Here is a 25,713-nt window from a genome sequence, read left to right as displayed (position 1 = left end):
TGCAGGGTAAAGTCCCCCGGCGCCAGCAGTGGCGAACGCAGGAGAAGCACGGCGGTGTGCCGTGACCAGTCGACAATCCGTTTGGGGGAGTAATGGAACAGAAACCATCGTTGGTGGGCGGGGCATGCATCATTGCCGGCGTCTGTGTGGGGGCCGGCATGCTGGGGTTGCCGAGTGCGGGGGCGGGCGCCTGGACCCTCTGGTCCATGCTCGCGGTGGCACTGACCATGGTGGTGATGACGGTCTCCGGCTGGATGCTGCTGGAGTCCTATCGGGGCTATCCCCTGCGCGTCTCCTTCGATACCGTGACCCGGGATCTGCTGGGGGAGAAGGTCAACGCCCTCAACAATCTCAGCGTCTACTTCGTCGGCGGCATCCTGCTCTATGCCTACATCACCTCGGCCGGTCTCATCATCGACGGCATGACGGGGATGGGCAGCCAGTGGGCGTCCGTGCTCTTTACCCTGGCCTTCTCCCTGCTGGTGTGGCACTCCACCCGGGCGGTGGACCGCATCTCGGTGTTGCTGGTGATCCTGATGGGGCTGAGCTTTGCCTTCGGCATCTCGGGCCTGTCGATGAACGTGCGCCTCGATCTGCTGCTCGACCGGGTGGGCAGCGAAGTGAGCTACGCCCCCTATGCCCTGGTGATGCTGCCGGTGGCGCTCACCTCGTTCGGCTACCACCATTCGGTCTCCTCCATGCGCGCCTACTACGGTGAAGAGCGCCGTGCCAGCCGCGCCATTCTGGGGGGCACCCTGATCGCGCTCGCGTTTTACCTCATCTGGCTGGTGAGCGTCTTTGGCAACCTGCCCCGCAGCGAGTTCGGCCCGGTGATCGCAGAGGGGGGCAACGTGGATGCCCTGCTCAAGGCCCTCGGTTCGGTGATCGAGTCCAAGGCGGTGGCCAGCGCCCTCAACGCCTTCTCCATGGCGGCCATCCTCTCCTCCTTCATCGGGGTGGGGCTCGGGGTGTTCGACTACCTGGCGGATCTGTTCAAGTTCGACAACAGCCGGGGTGGCCGCGCCAAGTCCTGGGCGGTGACCTTCCTACCGCCCCTGGTGCTCTCCTTGCTGTTCCCGTTCGGCTTCCTGGTGGCCATCGGCTATGCGGGCGCCGTGGCGACCCTGTGGACCTGCATCATCCCGCCCCTGCTGGCCTGGAAGGTGCGTGCGGCCCGGCGCGAAGAAGGTGGCGAGGGCTTCCGCGCCCCCGGCGGCCTCTTCATGATCGTCCTGGTGATCCTGTTCGGCGTGCTGACCGCCGCCTTCCACCTGCTCAACATGGTGGACCTGCTGCCCGCCTACAAGGGCTGAGCCGTTACCCGGGTCGCAGTGCCAGCACACAATGACAAAGAAGGAGCCTCATGGGCTCCTTCTTGCTTGTCACACAGGCAATATTGGTGTCGGTTACTGAATGCCGACCGACAGGGAGTGGGGGACCTTGGCGCCTTTACGGGCGGTGGCGCGCATCTGGTAGACCTGGATCAGGTACTTGCCCGACTTGGGCAGGGTGCCTTGCCATTTTGTGTCCACGTTGCCGCCGCCCAGTGCCTCGGCCTGACCCGGGATGGCGCCCGGCGCGAAGACGTTGAAGTTGGCATTGGTGCTGCCGGTGATGGCGACCGTCATGGTCTGGCCTTCTTTGGCGCCCAGGGTGTAGTTGATGGTGTCATAACCGGAGAAGGTGCCGTCAACCTTGGCGCTGTGCGCGCCTTTGGCGAAGTGCACCGGCACCGTGGTCACCTTGTCTGCCGCCTGAACCGAGGCCGCCATCATCATGGCCAGCAAGGCGGCCGTTACTGCTTTTTTCATTATGTATTGCTCCTGTGATCGGGCCCTGGCACGGGCCTCGATGGGAAGATATGCCTGAACGATGACGCGACTCCATCGAAATGATGGGGAGGTCGGAGTGGGGGATGTTGCAAGATTTGGGGTATGCACAGACGGACATGGTGCCTTTTGGCCGCAAGCCAGATGAACACAAGGTCGATGGGGTTTTATATGGCGAGTTCCTTGATACAGGGGGCGTTTTTGTCAACGTGGTGTTGACGAACAGGGTGCCCGCTGCGGCCATGACTCTGCGACAGAATTGATCGCCCCGGGTCTCCTGCATGGTCAGGGCGCGGGAGGGCTTGCGGAAAAAGAGGACGTCATGGCTGGCTGGTGCCCTCAGCCGCCATGGCCTGCTGCTCATAGCGCGCTACCGTGCCGTCCTGCTTCATTTGCCGGATCACGCTGGCAAGGGGGGCCAGCAGATCCTGATGCCGTTCGTGCAGATAGACGTAAGAATCGGCCAGCTCCATCACCCCGGCGGAGTAGATGCCGGCATAGCCCGGGTCCTGGCGCGTCAGGGCGGCCAGGGTCTGGCTGGCAATCAGGGTCTGCTCCACATAGAGGTCACTGCGCCCCTTGAGCAGCTTGCCCATCCCCTGCTCGGCGGTGGCGATGGCAAAGAGCCGGTCCGGTGCCACCACCTTGCCCAGCATCATCTCCGGCAACTTGGCGCCACGGCGAAACTCGACCCGATAACCGGTGCCCTGCAGGCTGTGCCACCCCTGCAGCTGGATCCCGGGCTGGTGGGCATAGGCCTGATAGGAGACGGCGAAATGGGGCTCTGGCACGCGCTGGAGGGTACGGGTCTGCTGCTGGTAGCTGGCGGCGCGGTGGATCTCGCCATCGACATGCCCCTGCTCTGCCAGCAGGGGGGCCCGTCCCCCGGGGTAGCCCTGGTACTGGAAGTCATAACCCAGGCGGGCGAACGCATCCCGATAGATGAGATCGAGCCAGCGACCATAGGGGGACTCCCTGGTTTCAAGGGAGCTCACCAGTGTGATGTTGCCCCTGCCTTGCGCCCCCCATACCTGGAAGGCCAGCAGCAAGAGCAGTGAAAGAGCGAAGAAGCGGTATCCTGAAACCTGCGCCATGGTGTCCCTGTCAGAGCGGTGGTTGCAAAGGGTGACAGTCCCATCCTAGCCCAGGGGGTTGCCCGGTCCAGCGCTTTCTGCCGTCCGCCCGTGGATATCCTCCCGTCCCGCCTTGCCCGAATGAACGCCAACCAAGGGAGATGGCCAGCGCCGCTCACAGGCTGGCGAAATCCACCTCGGGCAGGGTTTCGAAGCCGGGGCGGGCAAACAGATAGCCCTGCATCAGGCTGACGCCCATCTCCCGCAGGCAGGCCATCTCGTCGCGGGTCTCGACCCCTTCCGCCAGCGGGGTGATCTGCAACTCCGTAAACAGCGCCAGACAGTGGCGAACGATGGCCTGACGGATCGGGTCATGGTCGATGCCGCGCAGCAGGTGCATATCGAGTTTGATGATGTCGGGGCGAAAATCGGCCAGCAGGCTCAGGCCCGAGTAACCGGCGCCAAAGTCGTCGATCGCCGTCTTGAAGCCAAGGGCCTGATAGTGATCCACGATGCCGCGAATATGGCGGTTGTCCTGCACCTGTTCCACCTCGGTGAACTCGAACATGATCTGCTCGATGGGAAAGAGATGCTCGCGGGCCGCCTGCAACGTGGTGCGGATGCAGCGCTCCGGGCGATAGACCGCGTTGGGCAGGAAGTTGATGCTCAGCATGCCCCGCATGTCGAGGCGGGCGGCCAGCGCGATGGCCTTGATCCGGCACAGCTGATCGAAGCGGTAGCGGTTGTCGTCGTTGACCCGGTCAATCACGCTCTGCGCCGACTCGTTGTTGAGCCCCCGCACCAGGGCCTCATAGCCGAAGAGGGTGCGCTGGCTGCAATCGACGATGGGCTGGAAGGCCATGGTGAAATCGAAGTCGAGATCCACCTGCTCATGACACTGCTGGCAGAGGGTGGAGGACGGGGCGGCAGGTATGTCCATGACGTTCCTTTCAAGGCGTGGGGTCGCGAGAGATTGCCTCAAAGGATAACAGCTCCTCTCTCGCCGGCAGAGGTTATTCCTCCGGATAGGCAGGCCGTCTTCTGGCATATCAGAGGTTGGTCTGGTTTCTGCCCGACAGACGGCCATGGTGGGTCAGGCGCCGCCGCTTGTGGTCCTGTTTGTCCCTTTTTCGGGGCCGGGATTGGCCTCGCTGGCATCCTCCAAGGCCACGTCTTGCCCGCGAACCGGTCGGGGCAAGCGGTATAAGCTGATTCGATGGCATGTCGGAAAATGCCCCCATTTTTGCTTATGCCTCCTCGCAGTGTGCTCCGATGGCGAAAATAGGCCTAATCAGAGCCTGCAAAGGGTAATGGCCGATCTTGAGCAACCGGCATAACGCGCCTGCCACAGCCCCGCAGGTTCGATGAGCAAAGCGTCATCGAACCTGCGAGTTGCCCCCGTTGGGGATGAGGGGGCGTTATGCCAACCCAAGGTCAATGTTGGATTTCTCGATGTCCGGTACCGACCGGCATTCACCAAATTTCACCACCTTCTGTAGGTTCGATTAGCGAAGCATAATCGGACGATCGAGAGACTTTGATCGCGGTTGTTGCCATGAAGCAGGATCGGCCAGCCGGAGGAGGAAATTCTACTGGCCGTGATGGCGGGATAATCCATTTACGCGAACGTCCGATTACGCCTGACGGCTAATCGAACCTACGAGTTACAACCCCAAATCGTTTAGTGTGGAACGATGTGCAGCCATAAATTTATTGGCCATATCTGCCTGTTCTTTTGTTATTTCATCCAAGTCAGGAAGTATTGATTCAAATCGTGTAAATCTTTCTTCCATACCAGAAAAGGAAATTCCATCTACATAAGATTGTTTTAAAAATAGTGACCCTATAACACGTAACTCGGTTGACAATTCTTTCTTTAATATAATCCTGTTTGTTATCCAAAGGTATATATCTACAATCTGTAAACCAATAGACTCTTGGCTTTTTGATATTTCAAGATTACTGTTGATTAAGTTTTTATTTATCAGGTCTGATTTTTCTATTGATGCAAACAATGGATGGTTAAGATATTTGTTTCTGTCTTCCTGTGTTGCTCTTTTCATTCCATCAGAAATCAAACTGGCATTTCGATATGTCTCAATTTGTGCTTTATTAAACTGTGTTTGCATATCAACTGTTATTGATAGAGCTTTTTTCTATTTTTTAATTTTAGTCGTCTAGAAATACTTGAAGCAACGAATTGAAATCCAACTGCATTTGGTGATATTGCTTTTTCATCAGGCTGACCAAAGTCCATTGCTAGAGGGTTTTTTATTGCGAACCCAAGCGCATTAATTATTATTTCTTTTGAACGAGCATCCAAGAATGAAGTGTTTGTAATAGATCTTATTTCTTCTAGGGTCTGAATGATGTCTGACTCTTTATTTTCTATGTATTTACATGTGCATAGTGCCCATGTTTTCTTTAAAATGTCATCATCTAAAATAGCAGCCAACTTAAGTATTATAAGATAGCGCATAGGGGTCCAATATGTATCCCATCTAACAGCAGGGTTGATACCAGCATCAAATATAGCGTCAAAAAGACAAACAACAGCTAGGGCTCTTTTTTCAATGAAATAATAATCAAATGAAAATTTGAATTTATCCTGTAATAGATAAAGCTCTCGTGAGATCTCAGTTAGTTTATTGACTCCGAGATGATTTGCGTGAAGGCAATCAATGTCGAGCTTCTTTGTTATATCTTTGAACCACTGTTTTCCTAATGCATCTACGCTCAATGTGCTGGATAGAACGCCATAAGTTAATATAGGTTGATTTTTATCAAAAAGTTGATTGCCTGTATTACCTGATTCATCCACATGAAAGAACATATTAGTGTTACCTATCGTGTGCAAACGAAGGTGATAGATTAATCTATTTTTAATAAAAACGGCGCCTTTCGGCGCCGTTTTTTGATCTAGCCAACAAACCTCAATCACTGCAGCAGGGAGATATCCGCCACTTGCAGGAACAGGTTGCGCAGGTTGTTCAGCAGCGCCAGACGGTTGGCCTTGAGGGCTTCGTCGTCGGCCATCACCATGACTTCGTTGAAGAAGGTATCGACCGGCTCGCGCAGGGCGGCCAGACGGGTGAGGGCAGCCTGATAGTCACCGGCGGCGAACAGCGGGGCCAGTTCGGCTTGCAGTTCGGCAACCTGGGTGGCCAGCGCCTTCTCGGCGGCATCGACCAGCAGTTCCGGTTTGACGGTTGTGGGCAATGGAACCTCGACCTTGGCCAGAATGTTGCTCACGCGCTTGTTGGCGGCAGCCAGTGCCAGGGCGGCATCCAGGGTGCGGAAGTGGCTGACGGCCTTGACGCGACGATCGAAGTCGAGCGGACGGGTCGGGCGGCGGGCCAGTACGGCCAGCACCACGTCGGCACCGATGCCTTCGTCCTGATAGGCGGCGCGGAAGCGGCCCAGCATAAAGTCGACCACGTCGGTGACGACGGTTTTGTTGGTCAGCTTGTCGCCGTAGACGCGTACCGCTTCTTCAACCAGTTCAACCAGATCCAGATCCAGCTGCTTCTCGGTCATGATGCGCAGGGCACCGATGGCGGCGCGACGCAGGGCGAACGGATCCTTGTCACCCTTGGGCAGCATGCCGATGCCGAAGATACCGGCCAGGGTGTCGAACTTGTCGGCCAGCGCGACGGCGCAGGCAACCAGACCGGACGGCAGGGCATCACCGGCAAAGCGCGGCATGTACTGCTCGTTGAGGGCCACGGCAACCGCTTCGTCTTCGCCATCGTGACGGGCGTAGTGCATCCCCATGACACCCTGGGTGTCGGTGAACTCGCCGACCATGTTGGTCATCAGATCACACTTGGAGAGCAGACCGGCACGGCGGGCCTGAGTCACGACGGCACTATCGCCACCACTGATGCGCTCGGCGATAAAGCCGGCGACGGTCTCGATACGCTCGACCTTGGCCTTGACGGTGCCCAGCTGTTGCTGGAACAGCACGGTTTCAAGGCGCGGCAGGCGGGAGGCCAGAGTCTGCTTGAGGTCGGTCTTGAAGAAGAACTCGGCGTCTGAGAGACGGGGGCGAACCACCTTCTCGTTGCCGCTGATGATCTGGCTCGGGTCTTTGGACTCGATGTTGGTGACGAAGATGAACTTCGGCAGCAGCTTGCCGTTCTTGTCGTAGACCGGGAAGTACTTCTGGTCACCTTTCATGGTGTGAACCAGCGCTTCAGCCGGAACGGCCAGGAACTTCTCTTCGAAGTTGGCGGTCAGCACCACCGGCCACTCGACCAGTGCGGTCACTTCTTCCAGCAGGGCGTCGTCCAGATCGGCCACGCCACCGAAGGCGGCTGCGGCCGCTTCGACGTCAGCCTTGATCTTGGCCTTGCGCGCCATGAAGTCGGCAATCACCATGCCGCGCTCCTGCAGGATCTGCGGGTACTGGCTGGCGTTGTCGATGGTGAATTCGCTCTCGCCCATAAAGCGGTGGCCGCGGATGGTGCGGGCAGAGTCGATACCCAGAATGTGAGCGGGGACCAGATCCCCATCCAGCAGCAGGGTCACGGTGAAGACCGGACGCACGAACTGGATGGTCTTGTCGCCCCAGCGCATCATCTTCGGGATCGGCAGCTTGGCCAGCGCCTGGCTAACCAGCTCGCCCAGCAATTCTTTGGCCGGACGACCTTCAACCTTGGCGGAGTGAACCAGCCACTCGCCCTTGTCGGTGACCAGACGCTCGGCCTGCTCAACGGTGATGCCGTTGCCACGGGCCCAGCCTTCGGCAGCCTTGGTCGGCTTGCCTTCGGCATCGAACGCCTGGGAGACGGCCGGGCCGCGCTTCTCGACGCTCTTGCTCGGCTGTTCGCCAGCCAGCTCGCTTACCTTCAGCGCCAGACGGCGCGGTGAAGCAAACCACTCGACGTCGCCGAAGGCCAGATCGGCCTTGGTCAGTTCGGCTTTGAAGTTGTCGGCAAAGGCTTCGGCCAGGGAGCGCAGGGCTTTGGGCGGCAGCTCAGCAGTACCGATCTCTACCAGAAATGTATGTTGTGCCATGTCCGTTCCTTAACCTTGCTTGTTCTCTGTGCGCTGACACATGGGGAAACCCAGCGCTTCGCGGGAGGCGTAGTATGCCTCTGCCACGGCCTTGGTCAGGGTGCGAATGCGCAGGATGTAGCGCTGACGCTCGGTGACCGAGATGGCCTTGCGGGCATCCAGCAGGTTGAAGGAGTGAGCGGCCTTGAGGATGCGCTCGTAGGCAGGCAGCGGCAGCGGTTTTTCCAGTGCCAGCAGATTCTGGGCTTCCTTCTCGTACTGCTCGAAGCAGTGGAACAGGAACTCCACGTCGGCGTGTTCGAAGTTGTAGGTGGATTGCTCCACTTCGTTCTGGTGGAACACGTCGCCGTAGGTGGTCTTGCCCAGCGGGCCGTCAGACCAGACCAGGTCGTAGACGCTGTCCACACCCTGGATGTACATGGCCAGACGCTCGAGACCGTAGGTGATCTCGCCGGTGACCGGCTTGCACTCGAGGCCGCCAACCTGCTGGAAGTAGGTGAACTGGGTCACTTCCATGCCGTTCAGCCACACTTCCCAACCCAGGCCCCAGGCACCCAGCGTCGGGTTTTCCCAGTTGTCTTCCACGAAGCGGATGTCGTGGATCTCGGGATCCATGCCCAGCTCTTTCAGGGAGCCCAGATAGAGTTCCTGAATGTTGTCTGGGGAGGGCTTGATGATCACCTGGAACTGGTAGTAGTGCTGCAGGCGGTTCGGGTTCTCACCGTAGCGGCCGTCAGTCGGACGGCGGGACGGTTGTACGTAGGCGCAGGCGATGGGCTCCGGGCCCAGGGCGCGCAGGCAGGTCATGGGGTGGGAGGTACCGGCACCCACTTCCATATCCAGCGGCTGAATGATGGTACAGCCCTGGCGGGACCAATAGTCCTGCAACTGCAGGATCAGGCCCTGAAAGGTTTTGACATCGAATTTTTGCATAGTGTTTTTCGCGCGAAATGAAATCAGAGCAAGATTTGCTGAATGTGAACCGAGGGAGTATACCGTCTGGCATGGTCGGATAATAGGCGAAATTACAGGGGATTAGTGGGGCTATGTTGCCGCTTGCCCTATGATGTCGCCGACGCAAGCGGCCTGCCGATGGCCGATGAAAAACAGGGGAGAGGAAATGGAACTGCGCTGCGCCTGGGTGACCAGAGACCCGGAATACATCGAATACCATGACAAGCAGTGGGGCAGGCCGATGTATGACGCCCGCGAGTTGTTTGCCAAGCTCTGCCTCGATGGTCAACAGGCGGGGCTGTCGTGGATCACCATCCTCAAGCGCACCGATAGCTACCATCGCGCCTATGCCGACTTCGATCCACTGCGCATCGTGCAGTTCGACGAGCAGGATGTGGAACGGCTGATGCAGGATACCGGCATCATCCGCAACCGGCTCAAGGTGCAATCGATCATCAAAAATGCCCGCGCCTATCTGGCGCTGGAGGCCGAGGGCATCGACTTCGTCGATTATCTGTGGGGCTTCGTGGGCGGCGCCCCCATCGTCAACCAGCGTCAGGGCAACGGCGACATTCCGGCGACCTCACCGGAGTCGGATACCATGTCCAAGGCCCTCAAGAAGCGCGGCTTCACCTTCGTCGGCAGCACCATCTGCTACGCCTTCATGCAGGCGGTGGGGATGGTGAACGATCATCTGGTGACCTGCCCCTGCCACGCCGAGTGCCAGCAAGCAGCGGCGACGTGAAGGAGAATGAACGAAGAAGGGAGGCTCAAGCCTCCCTTCTTTTTTTGCTCTGAATCAGCAGGGCTCAAGGGTGCGGCCGAGCGCCTCGCACACCTCGTCGCTGCTCATCAGCCGCACGAAGGGGCCGGCCAGGGTGGCGTTGTGATGGGCGATGATCTGGGGGGCGGTCAGTTGCGGCGTGTCCATGCAGGTATGGGCATCGCTCACCAGCACCACGGTGTAGCCGAGATCTGCCGCCGCCCGGCAGGTGGTGTCGATGCAGTACTGGGTCTTCATGCCGGTGATGATCAGGGTCTGCACGCCGTCCTCTTTCAGCCAGCCATCGAGGCCGGTGCCATGGAAGGCGCTGGGGCGTTGCTTGTCGAACACCCGATCGGCCTCGCCGACGACCAGCTCAGGCGCAAGCTGCCAGAACGGGCTGCCGGCGGCGATGGGGCTGCCGGCCGGGCCCGTGTGACGCACCGCCAGCACGGGGAGAGCGGCACTGCGGGCCGCCTGGCTCAGGCGATTGATGTTGGCCAGGGTCTCGGCCCCGGCATGGGGGGCTTCCGGGCCGTGAAGGAGGCCCACCTGGATGTCGATGATGAGCAGCGCGGGGCGGGAAAGGGACGACATGGTCATGGCTCCGTGAGAAATGTCCCCCACTCTGGGGCCATGGGCTCTTATGAGACAACCCGCATCTGGGGGGCAACCACTCCAGACCCCGGGAGCATGTTCTGTTGCGCCGGGCCGGGAGCCTTTTCGCCCCTTGGTACAGCCGGGATACAGTCACACGGGTTCACCATCGGGAGCGCCATCACGAGGGAGTCCCGTGTCACTGAGCGCCGTTCGCCCTCTCTCCCCCGGCCTGATCGGCTGCACCCTGGGGATGACGTCGCTCGTCAGGGTAAACACGAGGGGAAGCTGGCCCTGTGCAAGAAGGTCCGAGGCTGCACAGACGACGCTCCGAGGGCCGAGTTTGCGCTACCGGGATCTTGCCCCTCCCCTATCATTGAAAGACGCCGGACCGGTTCAGGTTGTCTGGCGAAGGAGCCATCATGAAGAAGTCCGTATTGGCGCTGCTTGCCGCCACCGCCTTGCTGGCCGCCTTGCCTGCACAGGCCACCAAGCAGGCCCAGGAGCGCCGTGACGCCCGCGATGTGCGTCAGGATACCCGTCAGGAGTCCCGTGACGCGAAACAGGCGTGTCGTGAGGGGGTGGTGGGCAATGCCGACTGCCGCCAGGAGCATCGTGAAAACAAGCAGGAGGGGCGAGACAAGGCCCGGGAGATCAAATATTGATGCGGGCCCGTCCGAAGATGGCCTGCACCGGGTAAGTCGCAAGGGGCAGGGGGCGTTTTGCCCCCTGCCCATCTTCGCAATGCGCGCGTCACACTCTGGCGCCTCTCTGGGTTAGAATGCGCGGCTATCGGCTAGAGTCGTTCTTTTTCAGAGGTTTTTTCATGCATTTCAAGAAACTGGTTCCTGCACTTGCCCTGACCGTCGCCATCACTGGCTGTACCACCAACCCCTATACCGGTGAATCCCAGACCTCCAAGGGCGCCTGGGGCGCGTTGGCGGGTGCGGCGACCGGCGCAGCCGTGGGGGCGCTCTCCTCCAGCAAGGGCGACCGCAAAAAGGGCATCCTGACTGGCGTCGCCGCCGGTGCGGCCCTGGGTGGTGGTATCGGTTACTACATGGATGTGCAGGAAGCCAAGCTGCGCGAGAAGCTGCAAGGCACCGGCGTCAGCGTGACCCGCAACGGTGATCAGCTGATCCTCAACATGCCGAACAACGTCACCTTCGACAGCTCCAGCGCCCAGCTGAAAGCCGCCGGTGCCAACACCCTGTCCGGCGTGGCCCTGGTAGTTGCCGAGTTCGACAAGACCCGTCTGAACGTGGTCGGTCACACCGACAGCACCGGCTCCCGCGAGCTGAACATGAAGCTCTCCCGGGATCGCGCAGATGCCGTTGCCGCCCAGCTGATCGGCCAGGGCGTGTCCGGCAGCCGTATCGCCATCAGCGGTGTGGGCCCGGATCAGCCGGTGGCCAGCAACAGCACCGCCGAAGGCAAGGCCCAGAACCGTCGGGTGACCATCACCCTGACCCCGACCGCCTAAGCGGCCCGGTTCGATGCCAAAAAAAGGCCCCGCCAGCGATGGCGGGGCCTTTCTATTGGCGCCGGTGCGTGTCCTTTGCTCCTTGCCCCCTTCTCCTCTTGTGGGAGAAGGGTCGGGGATGAGGGGATAACCGCCTCTTAGACAGCGGCAGTGAGTTGTACTTCTACCCTGTAGCCTTCGTGGGCCAGACGGGCCTGTACACAGGCGCGAACGGGGGCTGTGTCGGCATCAGGGGAGCCAGACATCCCGCTTGGTTTAGACAGCGGCTGTGAGCTGCACTTCTACCCTGTAGCCTTCGTGGGCGAGGCGGGCCTGCACGCAGGCACGGACCGGGGCTGTGTCGGCATCAGGGGAGCCAGGCATCCCGTTTTGATTAGACAGCGGCAGTGAGCTGCACTTCTACCCTGTAGCCTTCGTGGGCGAGGCGGGCCTGCACGCAGGCGCGGACCGGGGCTGTGCCTGCCGGGATCCAGGCATCCCACTGCGCGTTGAAGGCGGCGATGTCTTCAATGTCCTTGAGATAGATGTTGGCCATCAGGATCCTGTCGACGCCGGAACCGTTGGCTTCCAGCAGACGCTGCAGGCTTTCCAGCACTTCACGGGTCTGCTGGTGGATGTCGGCGGTCTCGGTGGCGGGCACTTCCACCACGTAGAGGGTGCCGTTGTGGATGACCACATCAGACCAGCGCTGGGTGGTCCCGATACGGGTAATGGTTGTCATGTTTGCTCCGGTACGGGGTTATTGACCCTTGCGGATCAGGTAGCGGTAAGGGGCCTGCTCAGTCTCGCTGGCGACCAAGGTGTGGTCCATGAAGCGGCAGAAGCTGGGAATGTCGCGGGTGGTGGAGGGGTCGTCGGCGCTGACCAGCAGGGTCTCCCCATCCGCCATCAGCCGCACTTTCTTGCGAACCATCATCACGGGTTCGGGGCAACGAAGCCCGATTGCGTCCAGCTCGTGGGTCGCATTGCAGAATACAGTACTCATGAATAATCAACCTTCAGCCGCACCTTCTTGCGCGCCATCGTCATCACGGGTTCGGGGCAACGAAGCCCAATTGCGTCCAGCTCGTGGGTCGCATTGCAGAATACAGTACTCATGAATAATCAACCTTCAGCCGCACCTTCTTGCGCGCCATCGTCACGGGCTCGGGGCAACGAAGCCCGATTGCGTCCAACTCGTGCGTTGCGTCGCAGAATAAAGCACTCATCAATAATCAACCTTCAACCAATTCGGCCAGCAATGATACTCACGGCGAAAAAATAATCAAACCACGGGGCGGTTATGCAGCATATGCTACCAAAATGTGAACCGGCTCTACCCAGGCTTCGCTCGATGAGTAATATAAAAATTGAACCATATTCAACAAGGAGGTGTGAATATGCAGGTCTCCTACGGCAGATTGCAAGCCTACGCAGGCATGGGGTTCTTGTCGTTCGCCATGATAGTGCTGGGCAGCCCGATCGGTAATACCGGTACCTGGTTCGGCTCCATGGTGATGATAGGGCTGGGGCTCTGGATCGAGCTCAGCGACTACTACGACGAGGATGAGGACGAGAACGATCCCTCCTGAGAGCCTGGCTCTCGGCACTCAAAGGCGGACGATGTCCGCCTTTGTCATTTCTGCTCCGCGCCGGAACGGGTCGAGCGCATGGCGCGCTCCAACTGCTGCGCCGTCTGCTCGGGGTTGGCCCTGGCGTCGTTGAAGAAGCTGCTCAGCACATCCATGATCCCCTGGCGCATGTTGGTGGGCACCGCCATCCCCTCCGCCATGCTGGGCAGCAGGTTATCCTGTTGCTCGGCGTGGAGGAAGTCCTGATAGGAGCGGATGGCGCAGCGATCGAACTTGCTCATGTCCGGCTTGATGAGTGCCGGGATGGAGCCCTTCACCCGGTTGAACGCTTCCTGGAAGCGCGGTGTCATCAACAGCCTGGCCAGCTCGCCCTGGGCCTGCAACTGGGCGGGATCCCGCTGCTTGAACATGGCGATGGAGTCGAGGTTGTAGCTGAACAGCCCCTGGCTGCCCGGGCTTGGCAGGCACTCGATATCCTCGCCGGGGCGGTAGTTGCCTGCACTCAGCTCTCCCTTCACCCAGTCCCCCATCACCTGCATGGCGGCACCGCCGCTCTCCAGCAGGTTGGTGGCCTGGTGCCATTTCAGGCCGGCGTATTTCTCGGGCACATAAGCGCGCAACTGCTGGAAGCGAGTCAGCACCCGCACCATGTCGGGGCCGGTCAGGGTGGCGCTGTCCTGCTCGAGGAAGGCCTTGCGATAGAAGGTCTTGCCCCCTTCGCCGAGGGCCACCGTTTCGAACAGCACCGCGATCTGCCAGGGTTCGTTACCGATGGCGAGGGGGGTGATGCCCTGCTCCTTGAGCTTGTCCGCCACCGCCACGAACTGGGCCCAGTCGGTGGGGGGCTTGAGCCCCTGTCGCTCGAATACCTTGCGGTTGAGCCACAGCCAGTTGACCCGGTGGATGCCGGTGGGGACCGCCATCAGGGCGCCGTTCTGGCTGAGTGTGTCGCGCACCATGGGGGGCAGCTGAGGGTACCAGCCGAGATGCTCGGCCATGGGGGTGAGATCGCGCAGAAAGCCCAGGCTGCCCCACTCGTGCAGCTCGAACCCCTTGAGGTGGGCCGCCTCCGGCGGGTTTGCCGCCAGGGCCCGGCTCTTGAGCACCGTCATGGCGCTCTTGCCGCCCCCCCCCTGTACTGCGAAGTCGTTCCACTGGTTGCCCTGTTCGGCCCACTCGGACTTGAGCACTTCCACGGCCCTGGCCTCGCCGCCGGAGGTCCACCAGTGCAATACCTCCACCTGGGAGGCGCAGACGGGCAGGGAGAGCAGGGCGATGACAGAAAAAGACAACCACTTCATACATTACTGCCTTGGTAGGGAGAGGGTGGCCTGCAGGCCGCCCTGGGGGCGATTTTCCAGCACCAGGTCGCCGCCGTGGGCGTGGGCTATGTTGCGGGCGATGCCAAGGCCCAGCCCGGTGCCGGCGGCATCGGTGCTGAGGCGGTAGTAGGGCTCGAAGATGCGCTCGAACTGATCGTCCGGCAGACCGGGCCCCTCGTCCATGATGAAGAGGATCAGCATCTCCTCGTCATCCATGATGATGATGCGCACCTTCTGGCCGTACTTGATGCCGTTGTCCACCAGGTTGCCGATGCAGCGCTTGAGGGCCAGCAGCTTGCCGCGATAGGGCCACTTGCAGTGGCCCTCGATGGTGAGCAGATCCTCGTGCAGGTTCATGGCCTCCGCCATCTGCTCCAGCAGGGCGTTGACGTCGATCTGCTCAAGGTTCTCGTGAATGTCCGTCTCTTTGACCGTCTGCAGCGCCCCTTTGACCATCAGCTCCAGCTCGTCCAGGTCCTTATTGAACTTGGCGATCTGCACCTCGTCGTCCAGCAGTTCGACCCGCAGTCGCAGCCGGGTGATGGGGGTCTTGAGGTCGTGGGAGATGGAGCTGAACAGCCGCTCCCTGTCGTCGATGAAGCGGCGAATGCGCTGCTGCATGATGTTGAAGGCGCGGGTCGCCGCCACGATTTCGGAGGCACCCTCCTCTTTGAGGGACGGCTGGTCGATGTCCTTGCCGAGGTTGACCGCCGCCTTGGCGAGGCGACGCAGGGGGCGGGTCTGCCAGCGCACCAGCATGAAGGTGAAGAAGCAGAGGAAGACCGTCATCAGGGCGATGAAACGCACCTGGTTGCTCGGCATCACGGTGTCATCCAGCGTCATGTAGGGGGCGGGCAGCAGGGCCGCCAGATAGAGCCACTCCCCCGGTTCTATCTCGATCTGGGTCACCAGCACCGGCGGATTGATAGGCTCCAGGGACAGGGTGTAGCGGGCCCAGGAGGAGGGGAGATCCGCCAGCAGGGTGTCGTTGTTGAAGACGTGCAGCTCCTCGGGGCGGGAGAAGTCCACCTTGATCGCCATGGCGTCGGAGAGTTTGCGGCTGAGCACCTCCTGCACCTCTTTGAGCACCAGCGTCTTGCGCTCGCTGTCGGGGATGGCGCTGATGTGGATCTCTTCCTCGTTCAGGGAGACGAAGAAGCGGCTGCCCCCCATGTTGCGCAGCTGATCCAGCGCGATGTGGCGGTATTGCAGGGGCAGGGACTTGAAGAAGTTGACGGTGGAAGCCGCCGACAGCGCCAGGTTGCGGGTGGTGCTGAGCATGCCCTCCAGCTCCCGCTTCTGGATCTGTTGCATCCAGATGCCAGTGAGGATGGTCTGGGAGAGCAGGATGGCGAGCAGCAACAGCAGCAGCATCCGCGACAGCAGGGAGCGGGGCACCAGGGCCCGCCAGAACTTCTGCCCCGTCATGGCAGCGTGTGTCTCTTGTCGATCAGCATGGGGTGCTTACCTCTGTGCCTTGCCGTTGCCCCGTGATGGGTCTCTCTTCTGCCCGTTCAAGGTCTCGCCGTAGCGTCTGTCTGTTACGGGATCTCGTGGACTTCGGCGATCAGCATGTAGCCGCTGCCGCGAATGGTCTTGATGATGCGCGGGCTCTTGCCGTTGTCCCCGAGCTTCTGGCGCAGGCGGCTGATCTGCACATCGATGCCGCGCTCCATGGGCAGGCTCTCGCGACCGCGGGTGGCGTCCGAGATGGTATCCCGGTCCAGCACCACGCCGGGCTGCTGCAGGAACATGCCGAGCAGCAGGGCATCGCTGCCGGAGAGATCCAGCAGGCTGCCATCTTCGTGGGTCAGCTGGTGGCTCAGGGTGTCCAGGGTCCACTCGGCGAAGCGCAGCCGACGGCTCGGTTCCTTTTCTTTCTCCGGCTGGCGGAATTCGGCGCGGCGCAGCAGCGCCTTGATGCGGGCCTGCAGTTCGCGCGGGCTGAACGGCTTGGCGATGTAGTCGTCGGCGCCAAGTTCCAGACCGATCACCCGGTCAGCTTCGTCGGAGGCGGCGGTGAGCATGATGATGGGTACCTGGGAGTCGCGGCGGATCTGCTGGCAGAGGGTAAAGCCGTCGTCGCCGGGCATCATGATGTCCAGAATGATGAGGTCCGGGCTGTGCTGGGCCAGTTGTTGGCGCATCTCGTTCCCTTCAGCCGCGGTCAGTACCTCGAAACCGGCCCGGGTCAGGTACTCGTTGAGCAGCTCGCGGATCTCCCGATCGTCGTCGACGATAAGCAGTTGTTTGCTCGTTGACATATGTATGTGCATCCACCCATTTTTTTGTGCAGATTGAACCTGTCGGGGGAGTAAAAAGCAAGCAAGCCCCCCCTCTAATGTGAAGTTATGGGCAATATAGCCTCAGGATTGGCCCCGATCGCGGGAAAAGAATAAAAAAGGCCGACCCAAACGGGCCGGCCAACACGCAGATTCCGACGGCAGGAGCGCACCCCGTGTGGCGCGTTCCACAGACTCGACAGCAGGGTCGGCAGGCCGACCCGGTATTCGTGATGGGGCCGCAGTGCCGGGAAGCAGGGCCGCCTTCTGTCTGTTGTTGCCGCCCCGAGGCGGCGTCCCTGACCGGTGAGCGGTCAGGAGTGATTCACTTACACCCGTTCGAACACGGTGGCGATGCCCTGACCCAGGCCGATGCACATGGTGGCGACTCCCAGGGTGGCGTCCTTCTCTTCCATCAGGTTGATCAGGGTGGTGGAGATGCGGGCACCGGAGCAGCCGAGCGGGTGACCCAGGGCGATGGCGCCACCGTTGAGGTTCACCTTCTCGTCCACCAGATCCTGCAGACCCAGATCCTTCACGCAGGGCAGGGACTGGGCGGCAAACGCCTCGTTCAACTCGAACAGATCGATGTCGCCGACGGTCAGACCGGCCCGCTTGAGCGCTTTCTGGGTGGCCGGCACCGGGCCGTAACCCATGATGGCGGCGTCACAGCCGGCGATGGCCATGGCACGTACCTTGGCGCGCGGGGTGAGGCCGAGGGCCTTGGCGCGGTCCGCACTCATCACCAGCATGGCGGCGGCGCCATCGGACAGCGCCGACGAGGTGCCGGCGGTGACGGTACCGTTGACCGGGTCAAACACCGGGCGCAGCTGGCTCAGGGTTTCTACCGTGGTCTCCGGGCGGATCACCTCGTCATAGTCGTAGAAGAAGCGGGCGCCGCTGGCGTCATGGCCTTCCAGCCCGACGATCTCCTTGGCAAAACGGCCTTCCACGGTGGCGGCGTGAGCGCGGCGGTGGGAGCGGGCGGCAAACTCGTCCTGCTGCGATCGGCTGATGCCGTGCAGCTTGCCGAGCATCTCGGCGGTCAGCCCCATCATGCCGGAGGCTTTCGCCACCGACTTGGCCATGCCGGGGTGGAAGTCGACGCCGTGGCTCATGGGCACGTGGCCCATGTGTTCGACGCCGCCGATGATGAAGATATCCCCATCACCTACCTGAATGGCGCGGGAGGCATCATGCAGCGCCTGCATGCTGGAGCCGCACAGGCGGTTGACGGTGACCGCCCCCACCTGTTTCGGGATGCCGGCCAGCAGGGCGGCGTTGCGGGCGATGTTGAAGCCCTGCTCCAGGGTCTGCTGCACGCAGCCCCAGTAGATATCCTCGATCTCGTTCGGGTCGAGGTTGGGGTTGCGCAGCAGGATGGATTTCATCAGGTGCGCGGACAAGTCTTCTGCACGCACGTTGCGGAAGGCGCCGCCCTTGGACCGGCCCATCGGGGTCCGGATACAGTCGACAATGACTACGTCTTTCATGAATGGATCTCCTTTCCGCAATCAGTAGAAGGTGTTGCCCTGGGCGGCCATCTCACGCAAGCGGTCGCTGACGCGGTAGAGCGGGCCCAAATCGGCATACTGGTCGGCCATGGCCACGTAGCGATCCAGGCCAATGGTGTCCAGATAGCGGAACACGCCGCCGCGGAAGGGAGGGAAGCCCAGACCGTAGACCAGCGCGATGTCGGCTTCGGCTGGCGTGGCGACTATGCCCTCTTCCAGGCAGAGCACCACCTCGTTGATCATCGGGATCATCATGCGGGCGATGATGGCGTCCTTGTCGAACTCCTGTTTCGGCTTGGCGATGGGGGTCAGCAGCTCGTAGCTGGCGGCGTCGGCCACCTTCTTCGGCTTGCCCTTCTTGTCCTGTTCGTAGGCGTAGAAGCCCTTGCCGTTCTTCTGACCGAAGCGGCTGGCGTCATACATTACGTCGATGGCGGTACGACCTTCCTTGCTCATGCGCGCCGGGAAACCCTGCGCCATCACGTCACCAGCGTGGTGGCCGGTGTCGATGCCGACCACGTCCAGCAGGTAGGCGGGGCCCATGGGCCAGCCAAACTCCTTCTCCATCACCTTGTCGACGGCGGCGAAGTCGGCGCCATCGGCGACCAGCTTGTTGAAGCCGAAGAAGTAGGGGAACAGCACGCGGTTCACGAAGAAGCCGGGGCAGTCATTGACCACGACCGGGGACTTGCCCATGGCGGCGGCGTAGGCCACCACGCGGTTGATGGTTTCATCGGAAGTCTGTTCGCCACGGATGATCTCCACCAGCGGCATGCGGTGCACCGGGTTGAAGAAGTGCATGCCGCAGAAGTTCTGCGGGCGCTTCAGTCCCTTGGCCAGCAGAGAGATGGGAATGGTGGAGGTGTTGCTGGCGAGCACGGCGTCTTCGCCGATGATCCCTTCCACTTCGCCCAGCACGGCGGCCTTCACTTTCGGGTTCTCGACCACAGCTTCGACCACCACGTCCACATGCTTGACGTTGTCATAGCTGAGGGTCGGCGTGATGGCGGAGAGCACCTGGCCCATCTTGATGCCGTCGATGCGGCCGCGCTCGAGCTGGCCGTTGAGCAGCTTGGTGGCCTCATTCATGCCAAGTGCCAGCGCCTTCTCGTTGATGTCCTTCATCACCGCCGGGATGCCCTTGCTGGCAGACTGGTAGGCGATGCCGCCCCCCATGATGCCGGCACCCAGCACGGCGGCATGGCCGGTGGCCTTGTTTGCCTGCTTGGCGGCCTTCTTGGCCAGTGCCTTGATGTGCTGATCGTTGAGGAAGATACCGACCAGCGCCTTGGCCACGTCGGTTTTCGCCAGTTTGATGAAGGTGGCGGCCTCGGCGGCCAGCGCCTCGTCACGGCCCATGCCGGCGGCGGCTTCCACCGTCTTCACGGCGGCCATGGGGGCCGGATAGTGTTTGCCCGCCACGGCGGCAACCATGCCGGCGGCGGTGGTGAAGCTCATCATGGCTTCCAGTTTGGAGAGGCGCAGCGGGGCCTTCTTGGCGGCGCGGCGGCCCTGCCAGTCCAGCTTGCCCTTGATCGCGTCCTTGATCATCTGCACGGCGGCGCTGTGCAGCGCGTCCGGGGCGACCACGGCATCGATGGCACCCACCTTGAGGGCGTCATCGGCACGGTAATCCTTGCCGGTGGTGATCCACTCCAGCGCGTTGTCGGCACCGATCACCCGCGGCAGACGGACAGTGCCGCCAAAGCCCGGCATGATGCCGAGCTTGGTCTCGGGCAGGCCGATTTTGGCGCTGGTATCAGCCAGGCGGAAATCGGTGGAGAGAATAGTCTCGCAGCCGCCACCCAGGGCGTGACCCTTGATGGCAGAGAGGGTCGGCACGGGCAGATCTTCGATGGCGTTGAAGATGTCGTTGGCCTTTTTCAGCCAGCCGAGCAGGTCTTCTTGCGGCAGATCGAACAGTTCCAGGAATTCGGTGATGTCGGCGCCGACGATGAAAGCGTCTTTGCCGGAGGTGAGGATCAGACCCTTCAAATCGGCTTGTTGCTGTAATGCGGCGATCGCTTCGCTCAGGGAGAGCAGGGTAGCGCGATCCAGCTTGTTGACTGAACCCGGGGCATCGAACCTCAGCTCGGCAATGCCGTCTTCGAGGTAGCTGACCGTCAGGGTTTCGCCTTGGTAGATCATGAGAGTGTCTCCTTGTTCCCACTCTGTGGGGAATGGTGCTCCTTTATCCCCAGCAGGGGGCGAGGCTCACTATTGATCCAAAAGGAGACATTTTCAACACCTATTTAAAACATTTGTTTAACAGTTATCGAGTAAAAGCTCTTCATCACAAAACGGGTAAAAAAGAGGCGCCTTGCGGCGCCTCCGATGGAGATGAGCGTGGTATCAACTGGCCAGTTCCGGCCGGTTGCGATACTGGTTCAAGACCTCGGGATCGGCGAGGGCGTGGGTGTTGTTGACGGGGCGGTTGTGCACCACTTCCCGCACCGCCAGCTCCACTATCTTGCCGGACTTGGTGCGGGGGATGGCATCCACCTGCAGGATGCGGGCAGGCACATGACGGGCGGTGCAGTGCCGCTTGATCTGCTGGCAAATCCGCTCACGCAGCCCGTCGTCCAGCTTGCAACCCGCCTTGAGCTTGACGAACAGCACCACCCGCTCGTCCTGCTTCCATTGCTGGCCGATGACGATGCTCTCTTCCACCTCGTCGAGTTGTTCCACATAGCGGTAGATCTCGCTGGTGCCGATGCGCACGCCGCCCGGGTTGAGGGTCGCGTCGGAGCGGCCGTAGAACAGAATGCCGCCGGTTGGGGTCAGCTCGATCCAGTCCCCGTGGCACCAGATGTTGTCGAACCGCTCGAAGTAGGCGGCGTGGTATTTGTCGCCGTTCTCGTCACCCCAGAAGTAGATGGGCTGGGCCGGGAAAGGCTTGGTGCAGACCAACTCGCCCTTTTCCCCCAGCACCGGCTGGCCCGCCTCGTTGAATACCTGCACCGAGAGACCAAGGCCGCGCCCCTGGCTCTCGCCGCGATAGACGGGGCTCAAGGGGTTGCCGATGACGAAGCAGGAGCAGATGTCGGTGCCGCCAGAGATGGAGCTGAGCTGCACATCCTGCTTTATCTGCTGGTAAACGTAGTCAAACCCCTCCGGCGACAGCACGGATCCGGTGCTGCAGATGAGGCGCAAGGCAGGCAGGTCGTGGGTCTTGATGGGGGCATAACCCTGTTTGTGCAGCGCATCGAGATACTTGGCCGAGGTGCCGAACAGGGCGACCTCTTCGTCCCGTGCCAGATCCCACAGCACCTTGCCATCCGGGTAGAAGGGGGAACCATCGTAGAGCACCAGGGTGGCGCCGGAGGCGAGGGCGCTCACCAGCCAGTTCCACATCATCCAGCCACAGGTGGTGAAGTAGAAGATGCGCTCCCCCGGCTTGATGTCGCAGTGCAACTGGTGCTCTTTCAGGTGTTGCAGCAGGGTGCCGCCAATGCCGTGGACGATGCACTTGGGTTTGCCGGTGGTGCCGGAGGAGTAGAGGATGTAGAGCGGGTCGTTGAAGGCCATGGTCTCGAAGGCGAGCTGGGCATCATGCTGGCTTGCCAGCAATTGCTGCCAGTTGTGACCAAGCTGCAGCGGGTTGCCGAGCAGGGGGATCATCACCGTCTGCTCTAGGCTGTCGAGCTGACCGACGACGCTGGCCACCTTGTCCTGAATGTCGATGGCCTTGCCGCCGTAGCGGTAGCCATCCACCGCGAACAGCACCCTGGGACGGGTCTGGCCGAAGCGCTCCACCACGCTGGCCTCGCCAAAATCGGGGCTGGTGGAGGTCCAGATCGCCCCGAGGCTGGTGGTTGCCAGCATGGCTACCACGGTTTCCGGGATATTGGGCAGGTAGGCTGCGACCACATCACCCCGGCCTATACCCTGGCTACGAAGCCAGTGGGCCAGGCGGGCGACCTGATCTGCCAGCTCATGCCAGCTCAGGGTCCGGCTTGGGCCCCCTTCGATGCGGGAGATGATGGCCGGGCTCTCATCCTGGCGGCGCAGCAGGTTCTCGGCGAAGTTGAGCTGGCTGTCGGGGAACCAGCGGGCGCGCTGCATATCCTGGCGGTTCTCCGCCACAATGTTGCCAAGCTCGCCCTTGACGCCGCAGTGCTGCCACACCAGGGGCCAGAAGCGGGTGGTCTTCTCCACCGACCATTGATACAGGTCGGCATAGCTGCGCAGTTGCAGACCATGGAAGTGATTGACCTCGGCCATGAACTGGTGGAGGTTGGAGTGCTGCATCCTGTCCTGATCCGGTGTCCACAGACAAAGGTTTTGCATGAGTCGTTCCTGACGGCTGATATCTACTGTCTGTGGGCAGTGTATTGAATTGTTCTTTGTTTGTTAATTGTCTGTTTTATCTTCATAACAAAAAGCCTGTAACCTATGCGTTACCTCACGAAGCGAAAGCCGGGTGGCTCGAGCCTTGATTCGCTTGATGTTATGCTGAAGTCACATTCGCCCGGAGCAGGACGCCATGAGCAGTTACAGCCAACTTTTTGCCCAGCATCTCGACACCCTTCAGCAGCGTACCCGCGACATACTGCAACAGCAGGGACTGAGCGGTCTGGCCATCCACTCCGGCCAGACCCACCGCATCTTCCTCGATGATCAGGATTATCCCTTCAAGGTGAATCCCCAGTTCAAGGCCTGGCTGCCGGTGCTGGACAACCCTCACTGCTGGTTGCTGGTGGACGGGGTGAACAAGCCGGTGCTGCTGTTCTACCGGCCGGTGGACTTCTGGCACAAGGTGGCGGAGTTGCCCAACGCCTTCTGGGTCGATTTCTTCGACATTCGCTTCCTGACTCGCCCGGAGCAGGTTGCCGATCACCTGCCGGTCAACAAGCAGGAGTGGGCCTATCTGGGCGGCCATCTGGAAGTGGCCGAGCTGCTGGGACTGGGCCAGCCCAATCCGGAGGCGGTCCTCAACTACCTGCACTACCACCGTGCCTACAAGACGCCCTATGAGCTGGAATGTCTTCGCGATGCCAACCGCATCGGCGTGCGCGGCCACATCGCTGCCAAGGACTCCTTCATGGCGGGGGCGAGCGAGTTCGAGATCAACCTGGCCTACATGAAGGCGGTCGGACAGGGGGCCAATGAGGCGCCCTACGGCAACATTGTTGCCATCAACCGCAATGCGGCCATCCTGCACTACACCCATCTCTCCACCCAGCGGGTGCCGGATGCGGAGCGTTACTCCTTCCTCATCGATGCCGGTGTGGACGTGCACGGTTATGCCTCCGACATTACCCGGACCTGGGCCTGGCGCCGCGGTGAGTTCGCCGATCTGATTGCTGCGCTGGATGCACAGCAACAGGAGATCATCGACGAGATCAAGCCGGGCCGCCGCTACAGCGAGCTGCACCTGCAGATGCACCACAGGCTGGCGCGCCTGCTGCAAGCCACCGAACTGGTAGACATGTCGGTGGACGAGATGATCCACACCGGGGTGACCAATGTCTTCTTCCCCCACGGTCTCGGCCACTTCCTCGGCCTGCAGGTACACGATGCCGGCGGCTTTATGCAGGATGAGCGCGGCACTCACCTGGCGGCCCCCGAGCAGTTCCCCTATCTGCGCTGCACCCGGGTGATGGAAGTGGGCCAGGTGTTCACCATCGAGCCCGGCCTCTACTTCATCGACAGCCTGCTGGAGCCGCTGCGCCAGGGGGAGCAGGGCAAGCGGGTCAACTGGAACAAGGTGGAGGCGCTGCGTCCCTATGGTGGCATTCGCATCGAGGACAACGTGGTGCTGCATGCCAACGGGGTCGAGAACCTGACCAGACAAGCAGGGCTCTGATGGCGACGGATTACCCCATACCGGCAGCCCCGCTGGAGGTGAGCGAAGAGATCAAGAAGAGCCGCTTCATTACTTACATCGCCCATACTCCGACCGTCGAGGCCGCCAAGGCCTGGATAGACGAGATCAAACAGCAACACCCGGGAGCCCGGCATCACTGCTGGGCTTTTGTCGCCGGCGCCCCCCAAGACAGCCAGGTTTATGGTTTAAGTGATGATGGCGAACCCTCTGGCACGGCGGGCAAGCCCATGCTGGCCCAGTTGATGGGGGCCGGTCTGGGTGAAGTCGCCGCCGTGGTGGTGCGCTATTACGGTGGCGTGCTGCTGGGGACCGGTGGCCTGGTCAAGGCCTATGGCGGTGGTGTGGGGGCAGCACTCAAGCAACTTGAAACTTGTATCAAGCGTCAGCTGACCTCTTCCGTGATCCAGTGTGACTACACCGACATGGGGGCCGTGGAGTCCCTCATCTCTGCCCATCAAGGGCAGTTGCTGGTGGCCGATTATGGTGCCAGCGTCACCCTTCAGGTAGCGTGGGAGTCTGCGCTCTGGGCCCGTATCGCACAGGAATTGACCGACCGGACCCAAGGTCGGGTATCCCTTCGTCCCTTAGATGGCTAGAATCCATCGCTCTTTTAGTTTGAAGAGGGAGCCGGAATGCAGATTCTGAGCATCATTCGTATCGTCGGTCTGCTGGTTGCCCTGTTCAGCTCGACCATGCTGCTGCCCGCGGTGGTCGCTTTTGGGTATCGTGATGGCGGTGGTACCGAGTTCGTCAACTCCTTCGTCATAGCCCTCCTGCTCGGCCTCCTGCTCTGGTTCCCCAACCGCCACCAGAAAAAGGAACTCAGGTCCAAGGAAGGCTTCCTCATCGTGGTGCTGTTCTGGGTGGTGCTGGGGAGCGTGGGTGCCGTCCCCTTCATCATCAGCGACGTGCCGAACATGTCGGTCTCGGAGGCATTTTTCGAGTCGTTTTCCGGCCTGACTACCACGGGCGCAACGGTGCTGACCGGGCTGGACAATCTGCCCAAGGCGTTTCTCTTCTACCGCCAGCTGCTGCAATGGCTCGGTGGCATGGGGATCATCGTGCTGGCGGTGGCCGTGCTGCCGTTGCTCGGCATCGGGGGCATGCAGCTCTATCGCGCCGAGATCCCGGGGCCCGTCAAGGACAACAAGGTGACCCCGCGCATCGCCGAGACGGCCAAGGCGCTCTGGTTCATCTATCTGTTGCTGACCTCCCTCTGCGCTCTCGCGTACTGGATGGCGGGGATGACGTTGTTCGATGCCATCTGCCACTCCTTCTCCACCTTGTCGGTTGGGGGGTTCTCGACCCACGACGCCAGCATCGGTTTCTTCGACAGCCCGGCCATCAACCTGATCACAGTGGTGTTCCTGTTGCTGGCGAGCGTCAACTTCGCGCTTCACTTCATGGTGTTTGCCCATAAGCCGGTGCGCGTGAGCAGCTATCTGCGGGACTCCGAGCTCAAAGTGTTTCTGAGCA

Annotated in this window: 25 protein-coding genes and 3 pseudogenes (1 of these 28 only partly in view); 9 read left to right on the top strand and 19 right to left on the bottom strand. The window is 61.0% G+C overall.

Annotated elements, in window-relative coordinates; all coding sequences use genetic code 11:
* The first annotated feature begins 92 nt into the window (after positions 1-92).
* Positions 93-1,313: an aromatic amino acid transporter gene (locus I6L32_RS06690; RefSeq protein ID WP_041214146.1), complete on the top strand. Its 1,221-nt coding sequence runs from the start codon at positions 93-95 to the stop codon at positions 1,311-1,313.
* Positions 1,314-1,406: 93 nt separating this feature from the next.
* Here I6L32_RS06690 and I6L32_RS06685 read toward each other — a convergent pair whose 3' ends face one another.
* On the bottom strand, positions 1,407-1,811 hold the full coding sequence (locus I6L32_RS06685; protein ID WP_010672394.1) for a hypothetical protein: 405 nt from the start codon (positions 1,809-1,811) through the stop codon (positions 1,407-1,409).
* Between the two features lie 104 nt (positions 1,812-1,915).
* On the opposite strand from I6L32_RS06685, the gene I6L32_RS06680 reads away from it, so the two are divergent.
* Positions 1,916-2,092: a hypothetical protein gene (locus I6L32_RS06680; protein ID WP_216944851.1), complete on the top strand. Its 177-nt coding sequence runs from the start codon at positions 1,916-1,918 to the stop codon at positions 2,090-2,092.
* A gap of 57 nt (positions 2,093-2,149) precedes the next feature.
* Here the strand turns inward: I6L32_RS06680 and I6L32_RS06675 are convergent, their stop codons facing one another.
* From I6L32_RS06675 to glyQ, 6 genes are all read right to left on the bottom strand, one after another.
* On the bottom strand, positions 2,150-2,923 hold the full coding sequence (locus I6L32_RS06675; protein ID WP_216944850.1) for a hypothetical protein: 774 nt from the start codon (positions 2,921-2,923) through the stop codon (positions 2,150-2,152).
* Between the two features lie 154 nt (positions 2,924-3,077).
* Positions 3,078-3,842, bottom strand: coding sequence for an EAL domain-containing protein (locus tag I6L32_RS06670; protein WP_216944849.1), 765 nt, complete (start codon positions 3,840-3,842; stop codon positions 3,078-3,080).
* Positions 3,843-4,566: 724 nt separating this feature from the next.
* Positions 4,567-5,031, bottom strand: a complete 465-nt coding sequence (locus I6L32_RS06665; protein ID WP_216944848.1) for a DUF3800 domain-containing protein — start codon at positions 5,029-5,031, stop codon at positions 4,567-4,569.
* A gap of 8 nt (positions 5,032-5,039) precedes the next feature.
* Positions 5,040-5,735, bottom strand: a complete 696-nt coding sequence (locus tag I6L32_RS06660; RefSeq protein ID WP_216944847.1) for a hypothetical protein — start codon at positions 5,733-5,735, stop codon at positions 5,040-5,042.
* Positions 5,736-5,839: 104 nt separating this feature from the next.
* Entirely contained in the window at positions 5,840-7,921 is a 2,082-nt protein-coding gene (glyS, locus tag I6L32_RS06655) for a glycine--tRNA ligase subunit beta (protein WP_216944846.1), read from the bottom strand.
* Between the two features lie 9 nt (positions 7,922-7,930).
* Positions 7,931-8,854 (bottom strand): glycine--tRNA ligase subunit alpha, encoded by a 924-nt coding sequence (gene glyQ, locus I6L32_RS06650; RefSeq protein ID WP_041212022.1) that lies wholly within the window; start codon positions 8,852-8,854, stop codon positions 7,931-7,933.
* A 187-nt stretch (positions 8,855-9,041) separates the two neighbouring features.
* Here glyQ and I6L32_RS06645 point away from each other — a divergent pair, with 187 nt between their 5' ends.
* The gene (locus I6L32_RS06645; RefSeq protein WP_216944845.1) at positions 9,042-9,620 is read left to right on the top strand and encodes a DNA-3-methyladenine glycosylase I; all 579 of its coding nucleotides are present in this window, start codon (positions 9,042-9,044) and stop codon (positions 9,618-9,620) included.
* Between the two features lie 54 nt (positions 9,621-9,674).
* Here I6L32_RS06645 and I6L32_RS06640 read toward each other — a convergent pair whose 3' ends face one another.
* Positions 9,675-10,235, bottom strand: coding sequence for a cysteine hydrolase family protein (locus I6L32_RS06640; protein ID WP_082189162.1), 561 nt, complete (start codon positions 10,233-10,235; stop codon positions 9,675-9,677).
* A gap of 422 nt (positions 10,236-10,657) precedes the next feature.
* Here I6L32_RS06640 and I6L32_RS06635 point away from each other — a divergent pair, with 422 nt between their 5' ends.
* Both I6L32_RS06635 and I6L32_RS06630 read left to right on the top strand, forming a co-directional pair.
* Positions 10,658-10,900 carry a hypothetical protein gene (locus I6L32_RS06635; protein WP_216944844.1) on the top strand — a complete coding sequence of 81 codons (243 nt, stop codon included), beginning with the start codon at positions 10,658-10,660 and terminating at the stop codon, positions 10,898-10,900.
* Between the two features lie 161 nt (positions 10,901-11,061).
* Entirely contained in the window at positions 11,062-11,718 is a 657-nt protein-coding gene (locus I6L32_RS06630; protein WP_010672405.1) for an OmpA family lipoprotein, read from the top strand.
* Positions 11,719-11,855: 137 nt separating this feature from the next.
* On the opposite strand, the pseudogene I6L32_RS06625 reads toward I6L32_RS06630, so the two are convergent.
* From I6L32_RS06625 to I6L32_RS06605, 5 genes and pseudogenes are all read right to left on the bottom strand, one after another.
* Positions 11,856-11,945 (bottom strand): annotated as a pseudogene (locus I6L32_RS06625) (endoribonuclease L-PSP); the annotation flags it as partial.
* 28 nt (positions 11,946-11,973) lie between these two features.
* Positions 11,974-12,063 (bottom strand): annotated as a pseudogene (locus tag I6L32_RS06620) (endoribonuclease L-PSP); the annotation flags it as partial.
* 28 nt (positions 12,064-12,091) lie between these two features.
* Positions 12,092-12,439 carry a RidA family protein gene (locus I6L32_RS06615; RefSeq protein WP_045522565.1) on the bottom strand — a complete coding sequence of 116 codons (348 nt, stop codon included), beginning with the start codon at positions 12,437-12,439 and terminating at the stop codon, positions 12,092-12,094.
* A gap of 18 nt (positions 12,440-12,457) precedes the next feature.
* Entirely contained in the window at positions 12,458-12,703 is a 246-nt protein-coding gene (gene tusA / locus I6L32_RS06610) for a sulfurtransferase TusA (protein WP_010672408.1), read from the bottom strand.
* 127 nt (positions 12,704-12,830) lie between these two features.
* Positions 12,831-12,926, bottom strand: a pseudogene (locus tag I6L32_RS06605) (sulfurtransferase TusA); the annotation flags it as partial.
* A 171-nt stretch (positions 12,927-13,097) separates the two neighbouring features.
* On the opposite strand from I6L32_RS06605, the gene I6L32_RS06600 reads away from it, so the two are divergent.
* Positions 13,098-13,289 carry a hypothetical protein gene (locus tag I6L32_RS06600; protein WP_010672410.1) on the top strand — a complete coding sequence of 64 codons (192 nt, stop codon included), beginning with the start codon at positions 13,098-13,100 and terminating at the stop codon, positions 13,287-13,289.
* A gap of 44 nt (positions 13,290-13,333) precedes the next feature.
* Here the strand turns inward: I6L32_RS06600 and I6L32_RS06595 are convergent, their stop codons facing one another.
* The 6 genes from I6L32_RS06595 to I6L32_RS06570 form a co-directional block, all read right to left on the bottom strand.
* Positions 13,334-14,590, bottom strand: a complete 1,257-nt coding sequence (locus I6L32_RS06595; RefSeq protein ID WP_202043461.1) for an ABC transporter substrate-binding protein — start codon at positions 14,588-14,590, stop codon at positions 13,334-13,336.
* A gap of 3 nt (positions 14,591-14,593) precedes the next feature.
* Positions 14,594-16,039, bottom strand: a complete 1,446-nt coding sequence (locus I6L32_RS06590; RefSeq protein WP_010672412.1) for an ATP-binding protein — start codon at positions 16,037-16,039, stop codon at positions 14,594-14,596.
* 113 nt (positions 16,040-16,152) lie between these two features.
* Complete coding sequence (locus I6L32_RS06585) at positions 16,153-16,875, bottom strand: response regulator (RefSeq protein ID WP_010672413.1); 723 nt, start codon at positions 16,873-16,875, stop codon at positions 16,153-16,155.
* Between the two features lie 347 nt (positions 16,876-17,222).
* Entirely contained in the window at positions 17,223-18,407 is a 1,185-nt protein-coding gene (gene fadA, locus I6L32_RS06580) for an acetyl-CoA C-acyltransferase FadA (protein WP_200906076.1), read from the bottom strand.
* Positions 18,408-20,555 (bottom strand): fatty acid oxidation complex subunit alpha FadB, encoded by a 2,148-nt coding sequence (gene fadB / locus I6L32_RS06575; RefSeq protein ID WP_216944842.1) that lies wholly within the window; start codon positions 20,553-20,555, stop codon positions 18,408-18,410.
* A 204-nt stretch (positions 20,556-20,759) separates the two neighbouring features.
* A complete protein-coding gene (locus I6L32_RS06570) occupies positions 20,760-22,697 on the bottom strand; it encodes an acetoacetate--CoA ligase (protein ID WP_216944841.1) in 1,938 nt (645 codons plus the stop codon).
* A 196-nt stretch (positions 22,698-22,893) separates the two neighbouring features.
* On the opposite strand from I6L32_RS06570, the gene pepQ reads away from it, so the two are divergent.
* The 3 genes in view from pepQ to I6L32_RS06555 are tightly spaced (at most 36 nt apart) and all read left to right on the top strand, a layout consistent with a single transcriptional unit that may run on beyond the window.
* On the top strand, positions 22,894-24,216 hold the full coding sequence (gene pepQ, locus I6L32_RS06565; protein ID WP_216944840.1) for a Xaa-Pro dipeptidase: 1,323 nt from the start codon (positions 22,894-22,896) through the stop codon (positions 24,214-24,216).
* Positions 24,216-24,833, top strand: coding sequence for a YigZ family protein (locus I6L32_RS06560; protein WP_216944839.1), 618 nt, complete (start codon positions 24,216-24,218; stop codon positions 24,831-24,833). The genes pepQ and I6L32_RS06560 overlap by 1 nt, the downstream gene beginning before the upstream one ends.
* A gap of 36 nt (positions 24,834-24,869) precedes the next feature.
* Positions 24,870-25,713: the 5' portion of a TrkH family potassium uptake protein gene (locus tag I6L32_RS06555; RefSeq protein ID WP_216944838.1), read on the top strand. It continues 614 nt past the right edge of the window; 844 of the gene's 1,458 nt are visible here — the first part of the coding sequence; it begins with the start codon at positions 24,870-24,872; its stop codon lies off the right edge, out of view.

Source organism: Aeromonas sp. FDAARGOS 1402 (genome assembly GCF_019046925.1).
GTDB classification, from domain to species: domain Bacteria; phylum Pseudomonadota; class Gammaproteobacteria; order Enterobacterales; family Aeromonadaceae; genus Aeromonas; species Aeromonas caviae.
The sequence above is the reverse complement of the archived record's forward strand: the minus strand, read 5'-3'. Positions and strand labels throughout refer to the sequence as shown.